Consider the following 17,827-nt stretch of genomic DNA (forward strand, 5'->3'; position numbering starts at 1 on the left):
CGATAGCAGTTCGAAAGAAAACTGTCTTTAAGCACGCGACGAGGGAATGATAACGCGTGGGTATCATCGAAATATTGGCTGGGATTAGCAGGGTTACGTCAGTGTCGGAAAATCTACGGCGGATTAGCTTGGTAGATGCATAGTAAAGCTTTAATTGATTTAAATTTCTTAACCAACTTCGTATCAATGGATATGCAGCAAAATCGAACCGAGGCTGATTCTCGTTTTAAAAAAATGGCCAAAAACGCGCAGGTGAGCCTGTTTTTTTTGGTTTTAGTTTTGGTCGCAACATTTGTATCGAGAGCTGTTTTCATTCACAAAATTGGCGCAAATTTTATCGGGTTAGCGACTACGATTGTAAACATTGTGGGGTTTTTAAATCTCGCAGAAATGGGTTTTGCGTCTGTCGTTGCATTTGCTCTCTATGGTCCGATCATGACAAAAATAGATCCGAGATTTCGGCTATTGTGAATGTATTTGCGTACATTTATCGCCGAATCGGTTTTGTAGTGATGGGCGTTGGAGTTGTTGTCGGTGTTTTCATTCCATATTTTTTCCGATCGTCAGGCTTCTCTACGGGCACGATTATCGCAACTTATTTTATTTACCTGTCGACAACTATAATAGGATTTTTCTTTAATTATCGTGAAATATTATTGGTTGCAGATCAAAAAAATTACGTCAAAATTAGTATCTTCAATAGCCTAAAGCTCTTGAAGTTGGGCGTGCAGGTAGTTGCCGTTTTATATTTTGACCAAAAAATATTTTGGTGGTTAGGGCTCGAGTTGATTTCGCTGGTTGCTTATGTGAATTTCCTGAACATAAAAATATCGCGTGTTTATCCGTGGCTCGATGTAGACGTAAGTTCCGGAAAAATCTGTCGCGACTATCTGGTTATATATAAAAAATCAAAACAGGCCTTTGTGCACAAACTTGCGGCTGTTGTTCTTCAACAGACAAGCCCGATATTTGTATTTATATTTTTGAATTTGCAGGTTGTTACAAAATATACCAACTACACGATCATAATAACGGCACTTACTTCTGTGATTGCTGCGCTATTCGATAGTACCAACGCAGGCGTTGGGAATTTAGTTGCGGCACGGAATTTAAAGCGAACCTTTGGCGTCTACTGGGAGCTTCAAGTGTCACGTTTTTGGCTTGCAGGTGTTGCAACTTTCACCTTGTTCAGCACCGTTGATTTATTCATAAGCGCGTGGGTCGGTGAGGCATATATTTTGCCGAAATCAGTAGTTACCATGTTGGCGGCTGGGTTCTTTATTACAGTAGCGAGAAAGACGACCGATGAGTTTATTTCTGCATCCGGTCTATATCACGACACAGCGGCTCCACTTGCTGAAGCTATCATAAATATCTCGGCAACGATCATATTGGGCAAGATGTATGGAGTTTTAGGAATTGCGACGGGCTCGGTTTTTAGCCTGTTGATTATCGTCGGCGTGTGGAAACCTATATTTCTGCATAAGGAAGCGTTAGGTGGGAAAGTTCATGTCTATTTTTTTAAGACTGCTGGTTTTTTGCTAATACTTCTATTCTTGCATTTTTAACAAATAGAATCGGAATATTGAGATTTGAGTCGCAGCGGATGCTGGATTTTGTGGTCGTGTCGATTCAGCGTTGCGTCGTATTTGGTGGCATTTGATTTTCTCTATTTTTTATCATTTTCAATGATATGCGGGTATTGGGTCGGCGATTTCGGCACCATGTTTCCTTGAAGCGAGGGTAGCATTATGTCTGGCAAAAGAATATCGATATCAATAATAGTTCCTATTTTCAATATTCAAGCGTATCTAAGGGAGTGCCTGGAAAGCATAAAATCGCAAACCTTTCCGGATTTCGAAGGTGATCCTGATAAATGATGGTAGCACCGATAAATCTCCAGAACATTGAAGGAATTTTGCGAACTTGATAATCGGTTCAAGATTTTTAATAAAAAAAATGAAGGCCTGGCCCGAGCAAGGCAAGACGGATTTGAGAGTGGCTTGTGGCGAATATATTTTTAATTATACGGGGATGATTTATTGTTGATGACGCTTGAAAACTTATATCGAAGAGCTGGCGAGAGTGATGCCGACATTGTGGGAGGGAGTCATCAGCGGGGACGCAGTGAGTCGAGGTCTTGAATTGGTAGCTCGGGCTGAGGAAGTTTTGACGCGCGCCGGATTTCTGAACATGATGTTTTCGGAAAATTATTTCTACGTCTGGCGTAATTGATTCGAAGGACCTTGCTTTGTCCGGAGCCAAGTGTTTATGAAGGTATTACATACGGCGAGGATACCGTTCTTACCATAATCTCGTTTCTCTGCTGCAGATGCAGCGACGCAGAACGAAGCGGTGCCGGGTGGTTGTGAGGTTGACGACACGCGGTGCGGTTTTTGGTAGTGAATGCGAAATCGATCTTTAAAAATTAACAGCCGATAAGTGTGGGCGCTTGATGCGCGACGCGGCGGTGGGTCCTTCGGGGCCTGCTGCAAAAGCGAAAGTATCAAGTCTCACACTAGTATTAAAGGAAGGTTTTCCTGCTGGGGTGGAAACACGGCGGCAGGATGATCATTCGTCAGTACGTTGAGTGAGCGACCGGGTTCGAAAGAGCCCGAAAAACAGTAACAGGTTTGAACTGAAGAGTTTGATCCTGGCTCAGATTGAACGCTGGCGGCATGCCTTACACATGCAAGTCGAACGGCAGCACGGGGGTAACCCTGGTGGCGAGTGGCGAACGGGTGAGTAATACATCGGAACGTGTCCTGTAGTGGGGGATAGCCCGGCGAAAGCCGGATTAATACCGCATACGCTCTACGGAGGAAAGGGGGGGATCTTAGGACCTCTCGCTACAGGGGCGGCCGATGGCAGATTAGCTAGTTGGTGGGGTAAAGGCCTACCAAGGCGACGATCTGTAGCTGGTCTGAGAGGACGACCAGCCACACTGGGACTGAGACACGGCCCAGACTCCTACGGGAGGCAGCAGTGGGGAATTTTGGACAATGGGGGCAACCCTGATCCAGCAATGCCGCGTGTGTGAAGAAGGCCTTCGGGTTGTAAAGCACTTTTGTCCGGAAAGAAAACTTCTGCCCTAATACGGCGGGAGGATGACGGTACCGGAAGAATAAGCACCGGCTAACTACGTGCCAGCAGCCGCGGTAATACGTAGGGTGCAAGCGTTAATCGGAATTACTGGGCGTAAAGCGTGCGCAGGCGGTCCGCTAAGACAGATGTGAAATCCCCGGGCTTAACCTGGGAACTGCATTTGTGACTGGCGGGCTAGAGTATGGCAGAGGGGGGTAGAATTCCACGTGTAGCAGTGAAATGCGTAGAGATGTGGAGGAATACCGATGGCGAAGGCAGCCCCCTGGGCCAATACTGACGCTCATGCACGAAAGCGTGGGGAGCAAACAGGATTAGATACCCTGGTAGTCCACGCCCTAAACGATGTCAACTAGTTGTCGGGTCTTCATTGACTTGGTAACGAAGCTAACGCGTGAAGTTGACCGCCTGGGGAGTACGGTCGCAAGATTAAAACTCAAAGGAATTGACGGGGACCCGCACAAGCGGTGGATGATGTGGATTAATTCGATGCAACGCGAAAAACCTTACCTACCCTTGACATGTATGGAACCTGGCTGAAAGGTCGGGGTGCCCGAAAGGGAGCCATAACACAGGTGCTGCATGGCTGTCGTCAGCTCGTGTCGTGAGATGTTGGGTTAAGTCCCGCAACGAGCGCAACCCTTGTCCCTAGTTGCTACGCAAGAGCACTCTAGGGAGACTGCCGGTGACAAACCGGAGGAAGGTGGGGATGACGTCAAGTCCTCATGGCCCTTATGGGTAGGGCTTCACACGTCATACAATGGTCGGAACAGAGGGTCGCCAACCCGCGAGGGGGAGCCAATCCCAGAAAACCGATCGTAGTCCGGATCGCACTCTGCAACTCGAGTGCGTGAAGCTGGAATCGCTAGTAATCGCGGATCAGCATGCCGCGGTGAATACGTTCCCGGGTCTTGTACACACCGCCCGTCACACCATGGGAGTGGGTTTTACCAGAAGTGGCTAGTCTAACCGCAAGGAGGACGGTCACCACGGTAGGATTCATGACTGGGGTGAAGTCGTAACAAGGTAGCCGTATCGGAAGGTGCGGCTGGATCACCTCCTTTCTCGAGCTAGACGTGTCAAAGCGTTGAGCGCTCACGCTTATCGGCTGTGAAATCAGGACAGATACGCAGACAGACTCAGGGGTCTGTAGCTCAGTTGGTTAGAGCACCGTCTTGATAAGGCGGGGGTCGATGGTTCGAATCCATCCAGACCCACCACTGTTTCTGCGGTGGCTGCAGCTAACCGGTGAGGACCCCGGGGCGAACAGGTTGCGTGATCTGTATGACTGGGGGATTAGCTCAGCTGGGAGAGCACCTGCTTTGCAAGCAGGGGGTCGTCGGTTCGATCCCGTCATCCTCCACCAATCTTCAATGCCTAGCGTTCGGTATTTACCGAGCTTTATGCATTGGCGATTGAGCCAGTCAGAGTGATATGAAGCAGAGCTTTATATCGGCTGTCGTTCTTTAACAATCAGGAAGAAGTAGTAAAGAGATTCACGAAAGCGTGTCTAGAGATGGGCATGTGAGTAGGTGAATCAGGGTTGTGATTGTATCAATGTATGAAAAGGGAAATCGAAAGATTGCTCTTGGAATACGGCGCAACACGAATACTCAACCTGTAGCGACTGTGACGAAACACTTCATCCCCCGTGGATGCAGTGCGAGACACACCCGTTATAGGGTCAAGCGAACAAGTGCATGTGGTGGATGCCTTGGCGATCACAGGCGATGAAGGACGCGGTAGCCTGCGAAAAGCGGGGGGGAGCTGGCAAACGAGCTTTGATCCCCCGATGTCCGAATGGGGAAACCCACCTCTATTGAGGTATCCATGGCTGAATACATAGGCCATGAGAAGCGAACGCGGTGAACTGAAACATCTAAGTAACCGCAGGAAAAGAAATCAACCGAGATTCCCAGAGTAGTGGCGAGCGAAATGGGACCAGCCTGTACTCTTTATCTTCATTGTTAGTCGAAGGCTCTGGAAAGTGCCGCCATAGCAGGTGATAGCCCTGTAGACGAAAACAGCGAGGAAGAACTGGGTGTACGACAAGTAGGGCGGGACACGTGAAATCCTGTCTGAAGATGGGGGGACCATCCTCCAAGGCTAAATACTCGTGATCGACCGATAGTGAACCAGTACCGTGAGGGAAAGGCGAAAAGAACCCCGGGAGGGGAGTGAAATAGATCCTGAAACCGCATGCATACAAACAGTAGGAGCCTCCTTGTGGGGTGACTGCGTACCTTTTGTATAATGGGTCAGCGACTTACATTCAGTGGCAAGCTTAACCGATTAGGGAAGGCGTAGCGAAAGCGAGTCCGAACAGGGCGTTCAGTCGCTGGGTGTAGACCCGAAACCAGGTGATCTATCCATGGCCAGGATGAAGGTGCGGTAACACGTACTGGAGGTCCGAACCCACTAACGTTGAAAAGTTAGGGGATGAGCTGTGGATAGGGGTGAAAGGCTAAACAAACCTGGAAATAGCTGGTTCTCTCCGAAAACTATTTAGGTAGTGCCTCGTGTATCACCTTCGGGGGTAGAGCACTGTCATGGTTGTGGGGTCCATTGCGGATTACTACGCCATAGCAAACTCCGAATACCGAAGAGTGCAATCACGGGAGACAGACATCGGGTGCTAACGTCCGGTGTCAAGAGGGAAACAACCCAGACCGCCAGCTAAGGTCCCCAAATATTGCTAAGTGGGAAACGAAGTGGGAAGGCTAAAACAGTCAGGAGGTTGGCTTAGAAGCAGCCATCCTTTAAAGAAAGCGTAATAGCTCACTGATCGAGTCGTCCTGCGCGGAAGATGTAACGGGGCTAAGCAATATACCGAAGCTGCGGATGCACATTTATGTGCATGGTAGGAGAGCGTTCCGTAAGCCTGCGAAGGTGCATTGAAAAGTGCGCTGGAGGTATCGGAAGTGCGAATGCTGACATGAGTAGCGATAAAGGGGGTGAAAGGCCCCCTCGCCGTAAGCCCAAGGTTTCCTACGCAACGTTCATCGGCGTAGGGTGAGTCGGCCCCTAAGGCGAGGCAGAAATGCGTAGCTGATGGGAAGCAGGTTAATATTCCTGCACCATTGTTAAATGCGATGGGGGGACGGATCGCGGAAGGTTGTCCGGGTGTTGGAAGTCCCGGTTCCTGTGTTGGAGAAGGCGCTCAGGCAAATCCGGGCGCGCAATTCAAGGGCATGGGACGAGCCGCTTAGGCGGTGAAGCAACTGGAAGTGGTTCCAAGAAAAGCCTCTAAGCTTCAGTTTAACAAGACCGTACCGCAAACCGACACAGGTGGGCGAGATGAGTATTCTAAGGCGCTTGAGAGAACTCGGGAGAAGGAACTCGGCAAATTGGTACCGTAACTTCGGGATAAGGTACGCCCCTGTAGCTTGATGCGCCTGCGCGCAAAGGGTGAAGGGGTTGCAATAAACTGGTGGCTGCGACTGTTTAATAAAAACACAGCACTCTGCAAACACGAAAGTGGACGTATAGGGTGTGACGCCTGCCCGGTGCCGGAAGATTAAATGATGGGGTGCAAGCTCTTGATTGAAGTCCCGGTAAACGGCGGCCGTAACTATAACGGTCCTAAGGTAGCGAAATTCCTTGTCGGGTAAGTTCCGACCTGCACGAATGGCGTAACGATGGCCACACTGTCTCCTCCCGAGACTCAGCGAAGTTGAAGTGTTTGTGATGATGCAATCTCCCCGCGGCTAGACGGAAAGACCCCATGAACCTTTACTGTAGCTTTGCATTGGACTTTGAACCGATCTGTGTAGGATAGGTGGGAGGCTATGAAGCGTGGACGCCAGTCTGCGTGGAGCCGTCCTTGAAATACCACCCTGGTTTGTTTGAGGTTCTAACCTTGGCCCGTGATCCGGGTCGGGGACAGTGCATGGTAGGCAGTTTGACTGGGGCGGTCTCCTCCCAAAGTGTAACGGAGGAGTACGAAGGTACGCTAGGTACGGTCGGAAATCGTGCTGATAGTGCAATGGCATAAGCGTGCTTAACTGCGAGACCGACAAGTCGAGCAGGTGCGAAAGCAGGTCATAGTGATCCGGTGGTTCTGTATGGAAGGGCCATCGCTCAACGGATAAAAGGTACTCTGGGGATAACAGGCTGATACCGCCCAAGAGTTCATATCGACGGCGGTGTTTGGCACCTCGATGTCGGCTCATCTCATCCTGGGGCTGTAGCCGGTCCCAAGGGTATGGCTGTTCGCCATTTAAAGAGGTACGTGAGCTGGGTTTAAAACGTCGTGAGACAGTTTGGTCCCTATCTGCCGTGGGCGCTGGATATTTGAAGGGGGCTGCTCCTAGTACGAGAGGACCGGAGTGGACGAACCTCTGGTGTACCGGTTGTCACGCCAGTGGCATCGCCGGGTAGCTATGTTCGGAAGAGATAACCGCTGAAAGCATCTAAGCGGGAAACTCGCCTTAAGATGAGATATCCCCGGGGCTTCGAGCCCCTTGAAGGGTCGTTCAAGACCAGGACGTTGATAGGTCAGGTGTGGAAGCGCAGTAATGCGTTAAGCTAACTGATACTAATTGCCCGTAAGGCTTGATCCTATAACAGGTGTGTTTTGCGTGATGAGTTAGCACTTCAGTGCTTACTCAGGACCACCCCCGAAGGGGGCAGGGACACACGACGCACGGTTGAGATCAGTGTTGTGCCAGAAACAACACAACTCCCGCTGGTGAGCATCACCAGAAACTACTTCTTCCAGATTGGCTGTATTGCTCCCCGAGCAGTACGGCAACAAGTCATGCCTGATGACCATAGCGAGTCGGTCCCACCCCTTCCCATCCCGAACAGGACCGTGAAACGACTCCACGCCGATGATAGTGCGGATTCCCGTGTGAAAGTAGGTAATCGTCAGGCTCCCCTGCAGTAACAGAAACCCCACCCCTCAACGGTGGGGTTTCTGCGTTTACCGCAGCGCTGGAGTCACTATATAAGTGAGAGCTATGAGTTTGGAACGGTCAGTCAAGCCTTGACAGCAGGCGGTTGTTCCCTCATAATCATCAGTTCTCTGCGGAGGGGTGCCCGAGTGGCTAAAGGGGGCAGACTGTAAATCTGTTGGCTTACGCCTACGTTGGTTCGAATCCAACCTCCTCCACCAGAATGCAAGTTGTAGCAGTAGTTGGGAATCCATGGATCCTTGCGGGTGTAGCTCAATGGTAGAGCAGAAGCCTTCCAAGCTTACGACGAGGGTTCGATTCCCTTCACCCGCTCCAGCAACAAAGAAGTAGCGCCCATGTGGCTCAGTGGTAGAGCACTCCCTTGGTAAGGGAGAGGTCGGCAGTTCGATCCTGCCCATGGGCACCAGAAGTACTCGGTGATTGTTTGCGCGCGGCGCAACGTACGGATAAATCCTCTTAGGAGTCGAAAATGGCCAAGGGTAAGTTTGAGCGGACCAAGCCGCACGTGAACGTCGGCACGATCGGTCACGTTGACCACGGCAAGACCACGCTGACGGCAGCGATCACGACGGTTCTGACCAAGAAGTTTGGCGGCGAAGCGAAAGCATACGACCAGATCGACGCGGCGCCGGAAGAAAAGGCACGTGGTATCACGATCAACACGGCGCACGTCGAGTACGAAACGGCTAACCGCCACTACGCACACGTCGATTGCCCGGGCCACGCTGACTATGTGAAGAACATGATCACGGGCGCAGCGCAGATGGACGGCGCGATCCTGGTGTGCTCGGCCGCAGACGGCCCGATGCCGCAAACGCGTGAGCACATCCTGCTGGCGCGTCAGGTTGGCGTTCCGTACATCATCGTGTTCCTGAACAAGTGCGACATGGTGGACGACGCTGAGCTGCTGGAGCTCGTCGAGATGGAAGTTCGTGAACTTCTGTCGAAGTACGACTTCCCGGGCGACGACACGCCGATCATCAAGGGTTCGGCCAAGCTGGCGCTGGAAGGCGACACGGGCGAGCTGGGCGAAGTGGCGATCATGAATCTGGCCGACGCGCTGGACACGTACATCCCGACGCCGGAGCGCGCAGTTGACGGTGCGTTCCTGATGCCGGTGGAAGACGTGTTCTCGATCTCGGGTCGCGGCACGGTGGTGACGGGTCGCGTTGAGCGCGGCGTCGTGAAGGTCGGCGAAGAAATCGAAATCGTGGGTATCAAGCCGACGGTGAAGACGACCTGCACGGGCGTGGAAATGTTCCGCAAGCTGCTCGACCAGGGTCAGGCAGGCGACAACGTGGGTATCCTGCTGCGCGGCACGAAGCGTGAAGACGTGGAGCGTGGTCAGGTTCTGGCGAAGCCGGGCTCGATCAACCCGCACACGCACTTCACGGCTGAAGTGTATGTGCTGAGCAAGGACGAAGGCGGCCGCCACACGCCGTTCTTCAACAACTATCGTCCGCAGTTCTACTTCCGTACGACGGACGTGACGGGCTCGATCGAGTTGCCGAAGGACAAGGAAATGGTTATGCCGGGCGACAACGTGTCGATCACGGTGAAGCTGATCAACCCGATCGCGATGGAAGAAGGTCTGCGCTTCGCAATTCGCGAAGGCGGCCGTACGGTCGGTGCTGGTGTCGTTGCCAAGATTCTCGAGTAACGCCAGATAGTTCTCGTTAATCGGTAGTTTCGGGGTTGGCGGCGTCGTCAACCCCAAAATGGTTTAGGGGTATAGCTCAACTGGCAGAGCGTCGGTCTCCAAAACCGAAGGTTGGGGGTTCGATTCCCTCTGCCCCTGCCAACTCACGCGTCGTATATGACGCTTCGTTAAGGTGTTATGGCGAATCCTTCCGTCGAAACTGTAAATACATCCGGCGACAAGCTGATGCTCGTCGCTGGCGTATTGTTGGTCTTGGCCGGGTTCGTGGGGTTCTTCTGGCTCAGCGGCCAGGAATGGTACGTCCGCGGAGCCGCCTTGGCTGTTGGCGCTATCGCGGGTGTTGCAGTCGGTCTTCTCTCCGCGCCTGGCAAGGGTTTCATCGCTTTCGCCAAAGACTCGTACAAAGAAGTTCGTAAGGTTGTCTGGCCGACTCGTAAAGAGGCCACCCAGACAACACTCGTAGTGTTCGGCTTCGTGTTCGTGATGGCGATCTTTCTTTGGATTAGCGATAAATCCATCGAATGGGCGATTTTCTCGGTGATTCTGGGTTGGAAATGATATGAGTGATACTCCGGCATCCCCGAGCGGCAAACGTTGGTACGTGGTGCACGCCTACTCCGGCATGGAGAAGAGCGTGCAACGTGCGCTTCAGGAGCGCATTGAACGTGCTGGCATGCAAGACCAATTTGGTCAGATCCTTGTTCCGACTGAAGAAGTGGTCGAGGTGAAAGGCGGTCACAAATCGGTGACCGAGCGTCGTTTCTTCCCGGGCTATGTCCTTGTGGAAATGGAAATGACGGACGAAACGTGGCACCTCGTGAAGAACACGGCAAAGGTGACGGGTTTCGTCGGTGGGGCGCGTAATCGTCCGAGTCCGATTTCCCCGCGGGAAGTCGAGAAGATCATGTCGCAAATGCAGGAAGGCGTGGAAAAGCCGCGTCCGAAGACCCTGTTCGAAGTAGGCGAGATGGTTCGGGTGAAGGACGGTCCGTTCACGGATTTCAACGGCAGCGTCGAAGAAGTGAACTACGAAAAGTCGCGCGTCCGTGTTTCCGTTACAATCTTTGGCCGCGCAACGCCGGTCGAGCTGGAATTCGGCCAGGTCGAAAAGTTGTAATCCAGAATTCTACGGGGCACACCAATCGGTGCGTCCCGTATTTCGCGCTTACGGTCCGCGTAATGGCCGTTGAGGAGCGTAAGTAGTCTGTTTTCCGGCGAACGCGCGCTACTACTCACTGAATGTCCGCTTGTACCACGGCGGCGTTCCTAAGAGGTTTTCAAAATGGCAAAGAAAATCATCGGCTTTATCAAGCTGCAGATTCCTGCAGGTAAAGCCAACCCGTCGCCGCCGGTCGGTCCGGCACTGGGCCAGCGCGGCCTGAACATCATGGAGTTCTGCAAGGCGTTTAACGCGCAGACTCAAGCTATGGAACCGGGTCTGCCGATTCCGGTCGTGATCACCGCGTTCGCGGACAAGAGCTTCACGTTCGTTCTGAAGACGCCGCCGGCTACGGTTCTGATCAAGAAGGCAGCGAAGATCGACAAGGGTTCGGCCAAGCCGCATACCGATAAGGTCGGCAAGATCACTCGCGCTCAAGCTGAAGATATCGCCAAGGCCAAGATGCCTGATCTGACGGCGGCTGATCTGGACGCAGCGGTTCGTACAATCGCTGGTAGCGCCCGCTCGATGGGCATCACCGTGGAGGGCGTGTAAATGGCTAAGCTTTCAAAGCGTCTGCAAGCATTTGCAGCCAAGGTTGATCGTCAAAAGCTGTACGCGGTCGACGAAGCTCTGTCGCTCGTGAAGGAATGCGCAAGCGCGAAGTTCGACGAGTCGATCGACGTTGCAGTGCAACTCGGCATCGACGCGAAGAAGTCGGACCAAGTGGTTCGCGGTTCGGTCGTACTGCCGGCTGGTACTGGTAAGTCGGTTCGTGTGGCCGTGTTCGCACAAGGTGAAAAGGCCGAGCAAGCTCGTGCAGCTGGCGCAGAAATCGTCGGGATGGAAGACTTGGCTGAACAAGTCAAGGCTGGCAAGCTGGACTTCGATATTGTGATCGCTTCGCCGGACACGATGCGCGTTGTCGGTACGCTCGGTCAGATTCTCGGCCCGCGCGGCCTGATGCCTAACCCGAAGGTTGGCACGGTTACGCCGGACGTCGCGACTGCCGTCAAGAACGCCAAGGCTGGCCAGGTGCAATTCCGTGTCGACAAGGGCGGTATCATCCACGCCACGATCGGCCGTGCTTCGTTCGAGCCGACGGCTCTGCGTAGCAACCTGAACGCTCTGGTCGACGCGCTGCAAAAGGCGAAGCCGGCAACGAGCAAGGGTGTGTACCTGCGTAAAGTTGCGCTGTCGAGCACGATGGGTGTTGGCGTTCGCGTCGACCAGGCATCGATCGCAGCACAGTAATAAATTCATCGCCTCGATGTGAGTCGAGGCGGTTTTATGGGCTTTGGGCGGTCGCAAGATGGCAGTTTGCATCGTGCGGCCGGTTGTCAAAGACCGTTGGCGGGAACGCAGCAGGTAGGCGGTCCCTTAATGTAAAGCCAACGCAGATGGCGAACCCGAAAAGGTTTTGTAGTGATGAAGCCGTTGGATGTCCGCAGAAATGTGGGGATCGGGCGGTCGAAATACTCCTGACTGGTCGGACGCCGTTATTGAACGCGGTACACAAGGCGCACGCTGCGTGTATCGAATCTGGAGGTTAACCGTGCCACTCAATAAAGAAAGCAAGCAGGCCGTCGTCGCTGAGGTTGCCGCGCAAGTCGCGAAAGCCCAGACCGTGGTTCTGGCTGAGTATCGTGGGATCACGGTTGGCGATCTGACCAAGCTGCGCGCGAAAGCGCGTGAGCAACAGGTTTACCTTCGTGTGTTGAAGAACACGCTGGCGCGTCGCGCTGTTGAAGGTACCCCGTTTGCTTCTTTGGCAGAGCAGATGACCGGTCCCCTGATCTACGGCATCTCGGAAGATGCCATTGCTGCTGCTAAGGTCGTCAACGACTTCGGCAAAAGCAATGACAAGTTGATCATCAAGGCTGGTTCCTACGAAGGCAAGGTGATGGACAAGGCTGGCGTGCAAGCGCTGGCAAACATCCCGAGCCGCGAAGAACTGCTCTCCAAGCTGTTGTACGTTATGCAAGCACCTGTTTCCGGCTTTGCGCGCGCTCTGGCCGCGCTGGCAGAAAAGAAACAAGGCGAAGAAGCTGCTGCGTAACGCACTTCAGTCGAGCGTGATTGATCGCTGGCTGTATCCGAATTCAATTTAGGAGTATTTCAAATGGCAATCGCAAAAGATGACATCCTCGAGGCAGTAAGCTCGATGTCGGTTCTGGAACTGAACGAGCTGGTTAAGGCGTTCGAAGAAAAGTTTGGCGTGTCGGCAGCTGCTGTTGCAGTGGCAGGCCCGGCAGGCGCAGCTGCAGCTGTCGCTGAAGAGCAAACCGAATTCACTGTCAACCTGACGGAAGTCGGTGCGAACAAGGTTTCGGTCATTAAGGCTGTTCGTGAACTGACGGGTCTCGGCCTGAAGGAAGCGAAGGACTTGGTTGACGGTGCACCGAAGCCTGTTAAGGAATCGGTACCGAAGGCTGCTGCTGAAGAAGCCAAGAAGAAGTTGGAAGAAGCCGGCGCGAAGGCTGAAATCAAGTAAGTTTCGGCGCGTTGTGCGAAGGCTGGCGGTTTTCCACCGCCGGCCTTTTTGTGCTTTGTGGGGACCACGTTTTTGCCAGCCGATTTCGGCAAGAACAGGGGCCCCAGAGGCCAAAGAGAATCGTCTATCGGCAGTATTGACCGGTGTTTCTCTTTGTCTTCTGAAGCGACTGCAGAAGGCAAGTTTGGTCGGGTAGCGGGCAACACAGGCATCCGCTGCCGTCAGCCAGCGGTTGGTAGCGGCCAACCACCAAGCTTCTAGGCTCGTTCAGGCCATCGGACGGCCATCGGGTCTCAGTCGGTGAACACTCGGGTTGTCTCATCAAGGTATCCTGCCTCGACAACAATGCCCGCCGTGATTCGGAGATCGTATGCAATATTCCTTCACCGAGAAGAAGCGCATTCGCAAGAGTTTTGCGAAGCGCCCCATCGTTCACCAAGTACCTTTCCTGCTGGCTACCCAGCTTGAATCATTCAGCACGTTTCTGCAAGCAGACACGTCGTCCACGCAGCGCAAGCCGGAAGGCCTGCAGGCTGCGTTTACATCCGTTTTCCCGATTGTTTCGCACAACGGGTTCGCACGTCTGGAGTTCGTCAGCTACATGCTGTCGCCGCCGGCATTCAACATCAAGGAATGTCAGCAGCGCGGTTTGACTTACTGCTCGGCACTGCGCGCGAAAGTGCGTCTGGTGCTGCTCGACAAGGAGTCGCCGAGCAAGCCGGTCGTCAAGGAAGTGAAGGAACAAGAAGTGTATATGGGCGAAATTCCGCTCATGACGCCGACTGGTTCGTTCGTGATCAACGGCACGGAACGTGTGATCGTTTCGCAGCTGCACCGTTCGCCGGGCGTGTTCTTCGAACACGACAAGGGCAAGACGCACAGCTCGGGCAAGCTCCTGTTCTCGGCACGTATCATTCCTTACCGCGGTTCGTGGCTCGACTTCGAATTCGATCCGAAGGACGTGCTGTACTTCCGCGTCGACCGCCGCCGCAAGATGCCGGTCACGATCCTGCTGAAGGCGATTGGCCTGACGCCGGAACAGATCCTCGCAAACTTCTTCGTGTTCGACAATTTCACGCTGATGCCGGAAGGCGCGCAGATGGAATTCGTGCCGGAGCGTCTGCGTGGTGAAGTCGCACGTTTCGATATTACGGATCGTGACGGCAGCGTGATCGTCCAGAAGGACAAGCGGATCAACGCCAAGCATATTCGCGATCTCGACAACGCGAAGACGAAATTCATCTCGGTTCCGGAAGACTATCTGCTCGGCCGCGTGCTGGCGAAGAACGTCGTCGACGGCGACACGGGTGAAGTCATCGCTAACGCGAACGACGAAATCACCGAAACCGTCCTCGAGAAGCTCCGCGAATCGAAGATCAAAGACATCCAGACGCTCTACACGAACGATCTGGATCAAGGTCCGTACATCTCGTCGACGCTGCGTATCGACGAAACCGCGGACAAGATGGCCGCTCGCATCGCGATCTACCGCATGATGCGTCCGGGCGAACCGCCGACCGAAGAAGCAGTCGAGGCGCTATTCAACCGTCTGTTCTACAGCGAAGACGCATACGACCTCTCCAAGGTGGGTCGTATGAAGTTCAACCGCCGTGTCGGTCGCGACGAAATCGTCGGTCCGATGACGCTGCAAGACGACGACATCCTCGCAACGATCAAGATCCTGGTCGAACTGCGCAACGGCAAGGGCGAAGTGGACGATATCGACCACTTGGGCAATCGTCGTGTGCGTTGCGTCGGCGAACTGGCGGAAAACCAGTTCCGCGCAGGTCTCGTGCGTGTGGAACGTGCTGTGAAGGAACGCCTCGGCCAGGCCGAAAGCGAAAACCTGATGCCGCACGACCTGATCAACTCGAAGCCGATTTCGTCGGCGATTCGCGAGTTCTTTGGTTCGTCGCAGCTGTCGCAGTTTATGGACCAGACCAACCCGCTGTCGGAAATCACCCACAAGCGCCGTGTTTCGGCACTTGGCCCGGGCGGTTTGACGCGTGAGCGCGCTGGTTTTGAAGTCCGCGACGTGCACCCGACTCACTACGGTCGTGTGTGCCCGATTGAAACGCCGGAAGGTCCGAACATCGGCCTGATCAACTCGCTCGCACTGTACGCGCACCTGAACGAATACGGCTTCCTCGAAACGCCGTATCGCAAGGTTGTGGACAGCAAGGTGACCGATCAGATCGACTATCTGTCGGCGATCGAAGAAGGCCGTTACGTGATCGCTCAGGCGAACGCGGCGGTGGCTGCTGACGGCTCGCTGACCGACGAACTGGTGTCGTCGCGTGAAGCAGGCGAAACGCTGATGGTTACGCCGGACCGCATCCAGTACATGGACGTGGCGCCGTCGCAGATCGTGTCGGTGGCAGCATCGCTGATTCCGTTCCTCGAGCACGATGACGCGAACCGCGCATTGATGGGTTCGAACATGCAGCGTCAGGCTGTGCCGTGTCTGCGTCCTGAAAAGGCCGTGGTTGGTACGGGTATCGAACGCACGGTGGCAGTCGACTCGGGTACGACGGTTCAGGCATTCCGCGGTGGTGTGGTCGATTACGTCGACGCAGGCCGTATGGTGATCCGCGTGAACGACGATGAAGCCGTTGCTGGCGACGTCGGCGTGGACATCTACAACCTGATCAAGTACACGCGTTCGAACCAGAACACGAACATCAACCAGCGCCCGATCGTGAAGGTCGGCGATATCGTGTCGCGCGGCGACGTGCTGGCTGACGGTGCATCGACCGACCTCGGCGAACTGGCTCTCGGCCAGAACATGCTGGTCGCGTTCATGCCGTGGAACGGCTACAACTTCGAAGATTCGATTTTGATCTCGGAGAAGGTGGTTGCTGACGACCGTTACACGTCGATCCACATTGAAGAACTGAACGTCGTAGCTCGCGATACGAAGCTCGGACCGGAAGAAATCACGCGCGACATCTCGAACCTGGCTGAAGTGCAACTCGGCCGTCTCGATGAATCGGGCATCGTCTATATCGGCGCGGAAGTCGAAGCAGGCGACGTGCTGGTCGGTAAGGTCACGCCGAAGGGCGAAACCCAGCTGACGCCGGAAGAAAAGCTGCTGCGCGCGATCTTCGGTGAGAAGGCTTCGGACGTGAAGGACACGTCGCTGCGCGTGCCGTCAGGCATGAGCGGCACCGTGATCGACGTGCAAGTGTTCACGCGTGAAGGCATTCAGCGCGACAAGCGTGCGCAACAGATCATCGACGATGAACTGAAGCGTTATCGCCTCGACCTGAACGACCAGCTGCGTATCGTGGAAGGCGATGCATTCCAGCGTCTCGCACGTATGCTGACCGGCAAGGTCGCGAACGGCGGACCGAAGAAGCTCGCGAAGGGTACCAAGATCGACCAGGCTTACCTGGAAGATCTCGACCACTACCACTGGTTCGATATCCGCCTCGCGGACGAAGAAGCAGCGGCACAGCTCGAAGCGATCAAGGACTCGATCGAACAGAAGCGTCACCAGTTCGATCTGGCGTTCGAAGAAAAGCGCAAGAAGCTCACGCAAGGCGACGAACTGCCGCCGGGCGTGCTGAAGATGGTCAAGGTGTATCTGGCTGTGAAGCGTCGTCTGCAGCCTGGCGACAAGATGGCCGGCCGTCACGGTAACAAGGGTGTGGTGTCGAAGATCGTTCCGATCGAAGACATGCCGTACATGGCCGATGGCCGTCCGGCTGACGTCGTGCTGAATCCGCTCGGCGTGCCGTCGCGGATGAACGTGGGTCAGGTTCTCGAAGTACATCTGGGTTGGGCCGCGAAGGGTCTCGGCTGGCGTATCGCCGAAATGCTGCAGCGTCAGGCGAAGATCGTTGAACTGCGCGAATTCCTGACCAAGATCTACAACGAGTCGGGCCGTGCTGAAGAGCTGGACAGCTTCACAGACGACGAAATCGTCGAACTGGCGAAGAACCTGCGCGAAGGCGTGCCGTTTGCAACGCCGGTGTTCGACGGTGCGACGGAAGAAGAAATGTCGCGCGCGCTGGATCTGGCATTCCCGGACGACATCGCTAAGAATCTCGGCATGACGCCGTCGAAGAACCAGGTGCGTCTGTATGACGGCCGCACGGGTGAGATGTTCGAACGCACGGTGACTGTCGGCTACATGCACTACCTGAAGCTGCACCACTTGGTCGACGACAAGATGCACGCACGTTCCACGGGCCCGTACTCGCTCGTGACGCAGCAGCCGTTGGGCGGTAAGGCGCAGTTTGGTGGCCAGCGTTTTGGTGAAATGGAAGTGTGGGCGCTCGAAGCGTACGGCGCATCGTACGTGTTGCAAGAAATGCTGACGGTGAAGTCGGATGACGTGGCGGGCCGGACCAAGGTGTATGAGAACCTGGTCAAGGGTGATCACGTGATCGACGCTGGCATGCCGGAATCCTTCAACGTGCTCGTGAAGGAAATCCGCTCGCTCGGTATCGATATCGACCTCGACCGCAACTAATCGGACTACGGAGAGAAAG

At 54.3% G+C, this 17,827-nt stretch carries 11 protein-coding genes, 6 tRNA genes and 3 rRNA genes; all 20 read left to right on the top strand.

Annotated features, from left to right (window positions below; genetic code table 11):
• Nucleotides 1–135: 135 nt before the first annotated feature.
• A complete protein-coding gene (locus ACUN0E_RS21385) occupies nt 136–471 on the top strand; it encodes a hypothetical protein (protein ID WP_445567909.1) in 336 nt (111 codons plus the stop codon).
• Nucleotides 468–1,568, top strand: a complete 1,101-nt coding sequence (locus ACUN0E_RS21390) for a hypothetical protein (protein WP_445567910.1) — start codon at nt 468–470, stop codon at nt 1,566–1,568. Before ACUN0E_RS21385 ends, ACUN0E_RS21390 begins: the two co-directional genes overlap by 4 nt.
• A gap of 183 nt (nt 1,569–1,751) precedes the next feature.
• Nucleotides 1,752–1,880 carry a glycosyltransferase gene (locus ACUN0E_RS21395; protein WP_445567911.1) on the top strand — a complete coding sequence of 43 codons (129 nt, stop codon included), beginning with the start codon at nt 1,752–1,754 and terminating at the stop codon, nt 1,878–1,880.
• Nucleotides 1,881–2,635: 755 nt separating this feature from the next.
• Nucleotides 2,636–4,166 (top strand): 16S ribosomal RNA (locus ACUN0E_RS21400).
• 79 nt (nt 4,167–4,245) lie between these two features.
• Nucleotides 4,246–4,322, top strand: a tRNA-Ile gene (locus ACUN0E_RS21405).
• 70 nt (nt 4,323–4,392) lie between these two features.
• Nucleotides 4,393–4,468, top strand: a tRNA-Ala gene (locus ACUN0E_RS21410).
• 316 nt (nt 4,469–4,784) lie between these two features.
• Nucleotides 4,785–7,664, top strand: a 23S ribosomal RNA gene (locus tag ACUN0E_RS21415).
• 200 nt (nt 7,665–7,864) lie between these two features.
• Nucleotides 7,865–7,977 (top strand): 5S ribosomal RNA (rrf, locus tag ACUN0E_RS21420).
• Together the 16S, 23S and 5S rRNA genes with 5 tRNA genes alongside form the textbook arrangement of a ribosomal RNA operon.
• 155 nt (nt 7,978–8,132) lie before the next feature.
• Nucleotides 8,133–8,218, top strand: a tRNA-Tyr gene (locus ACUN0E_RS21425).
• A gap of 41 nt (nt 8,219–8,259) precedes the next feature.
• A tRNA-Gly gene (locus ACUN0E_RS21430) sits at nt 8,260–8,333 on the top strand.
• Between the two features lie 16 nt (nt 8,334–8,349).
• A tRNA-Thr gene (locus ACUN0E_RS21435) sits at nt 8,350–8,424 on the top strand.
• Nucleotides 8,425–8,487: 63 nt separating this feature from the next.
• The gene (gene tuf, locus ACUN0E_RS21440; protein ID WP_063497539.1) at nt 8,488–9,678 is read left to right on the top strand and encodes an elongation factor Tu; all 1,191 of its coding nucleotides are present in this window, start codon (nt 8,488–8,490) and stop codon (nt 9,676–9,678) included.
• 65 nt (nt 9,679–9,743) lie between these two features.
• Nucleotides 9,744–9,819: transfer RNA gene (locus ACUN0E_RS21445), tRNA-Trp, on the top strand.
• Between the two features lie 36 nt (nt 9,820–9,855).
• Nucleotides 9,856–10,236 carry a preprotein translocase subunit SecE gene (gene secE, locus ACUN0E_RS21450; protein ID WP_046567533.1) on the top strand — a complete coding sequence of 127 codons (381 nt, stop codon included), beginning with the start codon at nt 9,856–9,858 and terminating at the stop codon, nt 10,234–10,236.
• Between the two features lies 1 nt (nt 10,237).
• Nucleotides 10,238–10,795: a transcription termination/antitermination protein NusG gene (gene nusG, locus ACUN0E_RS21455; protein WP_007180147.1), complete on the top strand. Its 558-nt coding sequence runs from the start codon at nt 10,238–10,240 to the stop codon at nt 10,793–10,795.
• A gap of 165 nt (nt 10,796–10,960) precedes the next feature.
• The gene (gene rplK, locus ACUN0E_RS21460; protein WP_074262715.1) at nt 10,961–11,392 is read left to right on the top strand and encodes a 50S ribosomal protein L11; all 432 of its coding nucleotides are present in this window, start codon (nt 10,961–10,963) and stop codon (nt 11,390–11,392) included.
• Nucleotides 11,393–12,091 carry a 50S ribosomal protein L1 gene (gene rplA / locus ACUN0E_RS21465; RefSeq protein ID WP_408241263.1) on the top strand — a complete coding sequence of 233 codons (699 nt, stop codon included), beginning with the start codon at nt 11,393–11,395 and terminating at the stop codon, nt 12,089–12,091.
• A 301-nt stretch (nt 12,092–12,392) separates the two neighbouring features.
• On the top strand, nt 12,393–12,896 hold the full coding sequence (gene rplJ, locus ACUN0E_RS21470) for a 50S ribosomal protein L10 (RefSeq protein ID WP_054043370.1): 504 nt from the start codon (nt 12,393–12,395) through the stop codon (nt 12,894–12,896).
• 63 nt (nt 12,897–12,959) lie between these two features.
• Nucleotides 12,960–13,331 (top strand): 50S ribosomal protein L7/L12, encoded by a 372-nt coding sequence (rplL, locus tag ACUN0E_RS21475; protein WP_172318043.1) that lies wholly within the window; start codon nt 12,960–12,962, stop codon nt 13,329–13,331.
• Between the two features lie 370 nt (nt 13,332–13,701).
• The gene (gene rpoB, locus ACUN0E_RS21480; RefSeq protein WP_445567912.1) at nt 13,702–17,808 is read left to right on the top strand and encodes a DNA-directed RNA polymerase subunit beta; all 4,107 of its coding nucleotides are present in this window, start codon (nt 13,702–13,704) and stop codon (nt 17,806–17,808) included.
• The last annotated feature ends 19 nt before the right edge of the window (nt 17,809–17,827 follow it).

The sequence above is a fragment of the Paraburkholderia sp. D1E genome (assembly GCF_052682275.1).

Coding starts and splice junctions, on each gene's coding strand:
- secE (WP_046567533.1), top strand. CDS start 9,856: ATGGCGAATCCTTCCGTCGAAACTGTAAATACATCCGGCGACAAGCTG.
- rplK (WP_074262715.1), top strand. CDS start 10,961: ATGGCAAAGAAAATCATCGGCTTTATCAAGCTGCAGATTCCTGCAGGT.
- nusG (WP_007180147.1), top strand. CDS start 10,238: ATGAGTGATACTCCGGCATCCCCGAGCGGCAAACGTTGGTACGTGGTG.
- tuf (WP_063497539.1), top strand. CDS start 8,488: ATGGCCAAGGGTAAGTTTGAGCGGACCAAGCCGCACGTGAACGTCGGC.
- ACUN0E_RS21395 (WP_445567911.1), top strand. CDS start 1,752: ATGTCTGGCAAAAGAATATCGATATCAATAATAGTTCCTATTTTCAAT.
- rpoB (WP_445567912.1), top strand. CDS start 13,702: ATGCAATATTCCTTCACCGAGAAGAAGCGCATTCGCAAGAGTTTTGCG.
- rplL (WP_172318043.1), top strand. CDS start 12,960: ATGGCAATCGCAAAAGATGACATCCTCGAGGCAGTAAGCTCGATGTCG.
- ACUN0E_RS21385 (WP_445567909.1), top strand. CDS start 136: ATGCATAGTAAAGCTTTAATTGATTTAAATTTCTTAACCAACTTCGTA.
- rplA (WP_408241263.1), top strand. CDS start 11,393: ATGGCTAAGCTTTCAAAGCGTCTGCAAGCATTTGCAGCCAAGGTTGAT.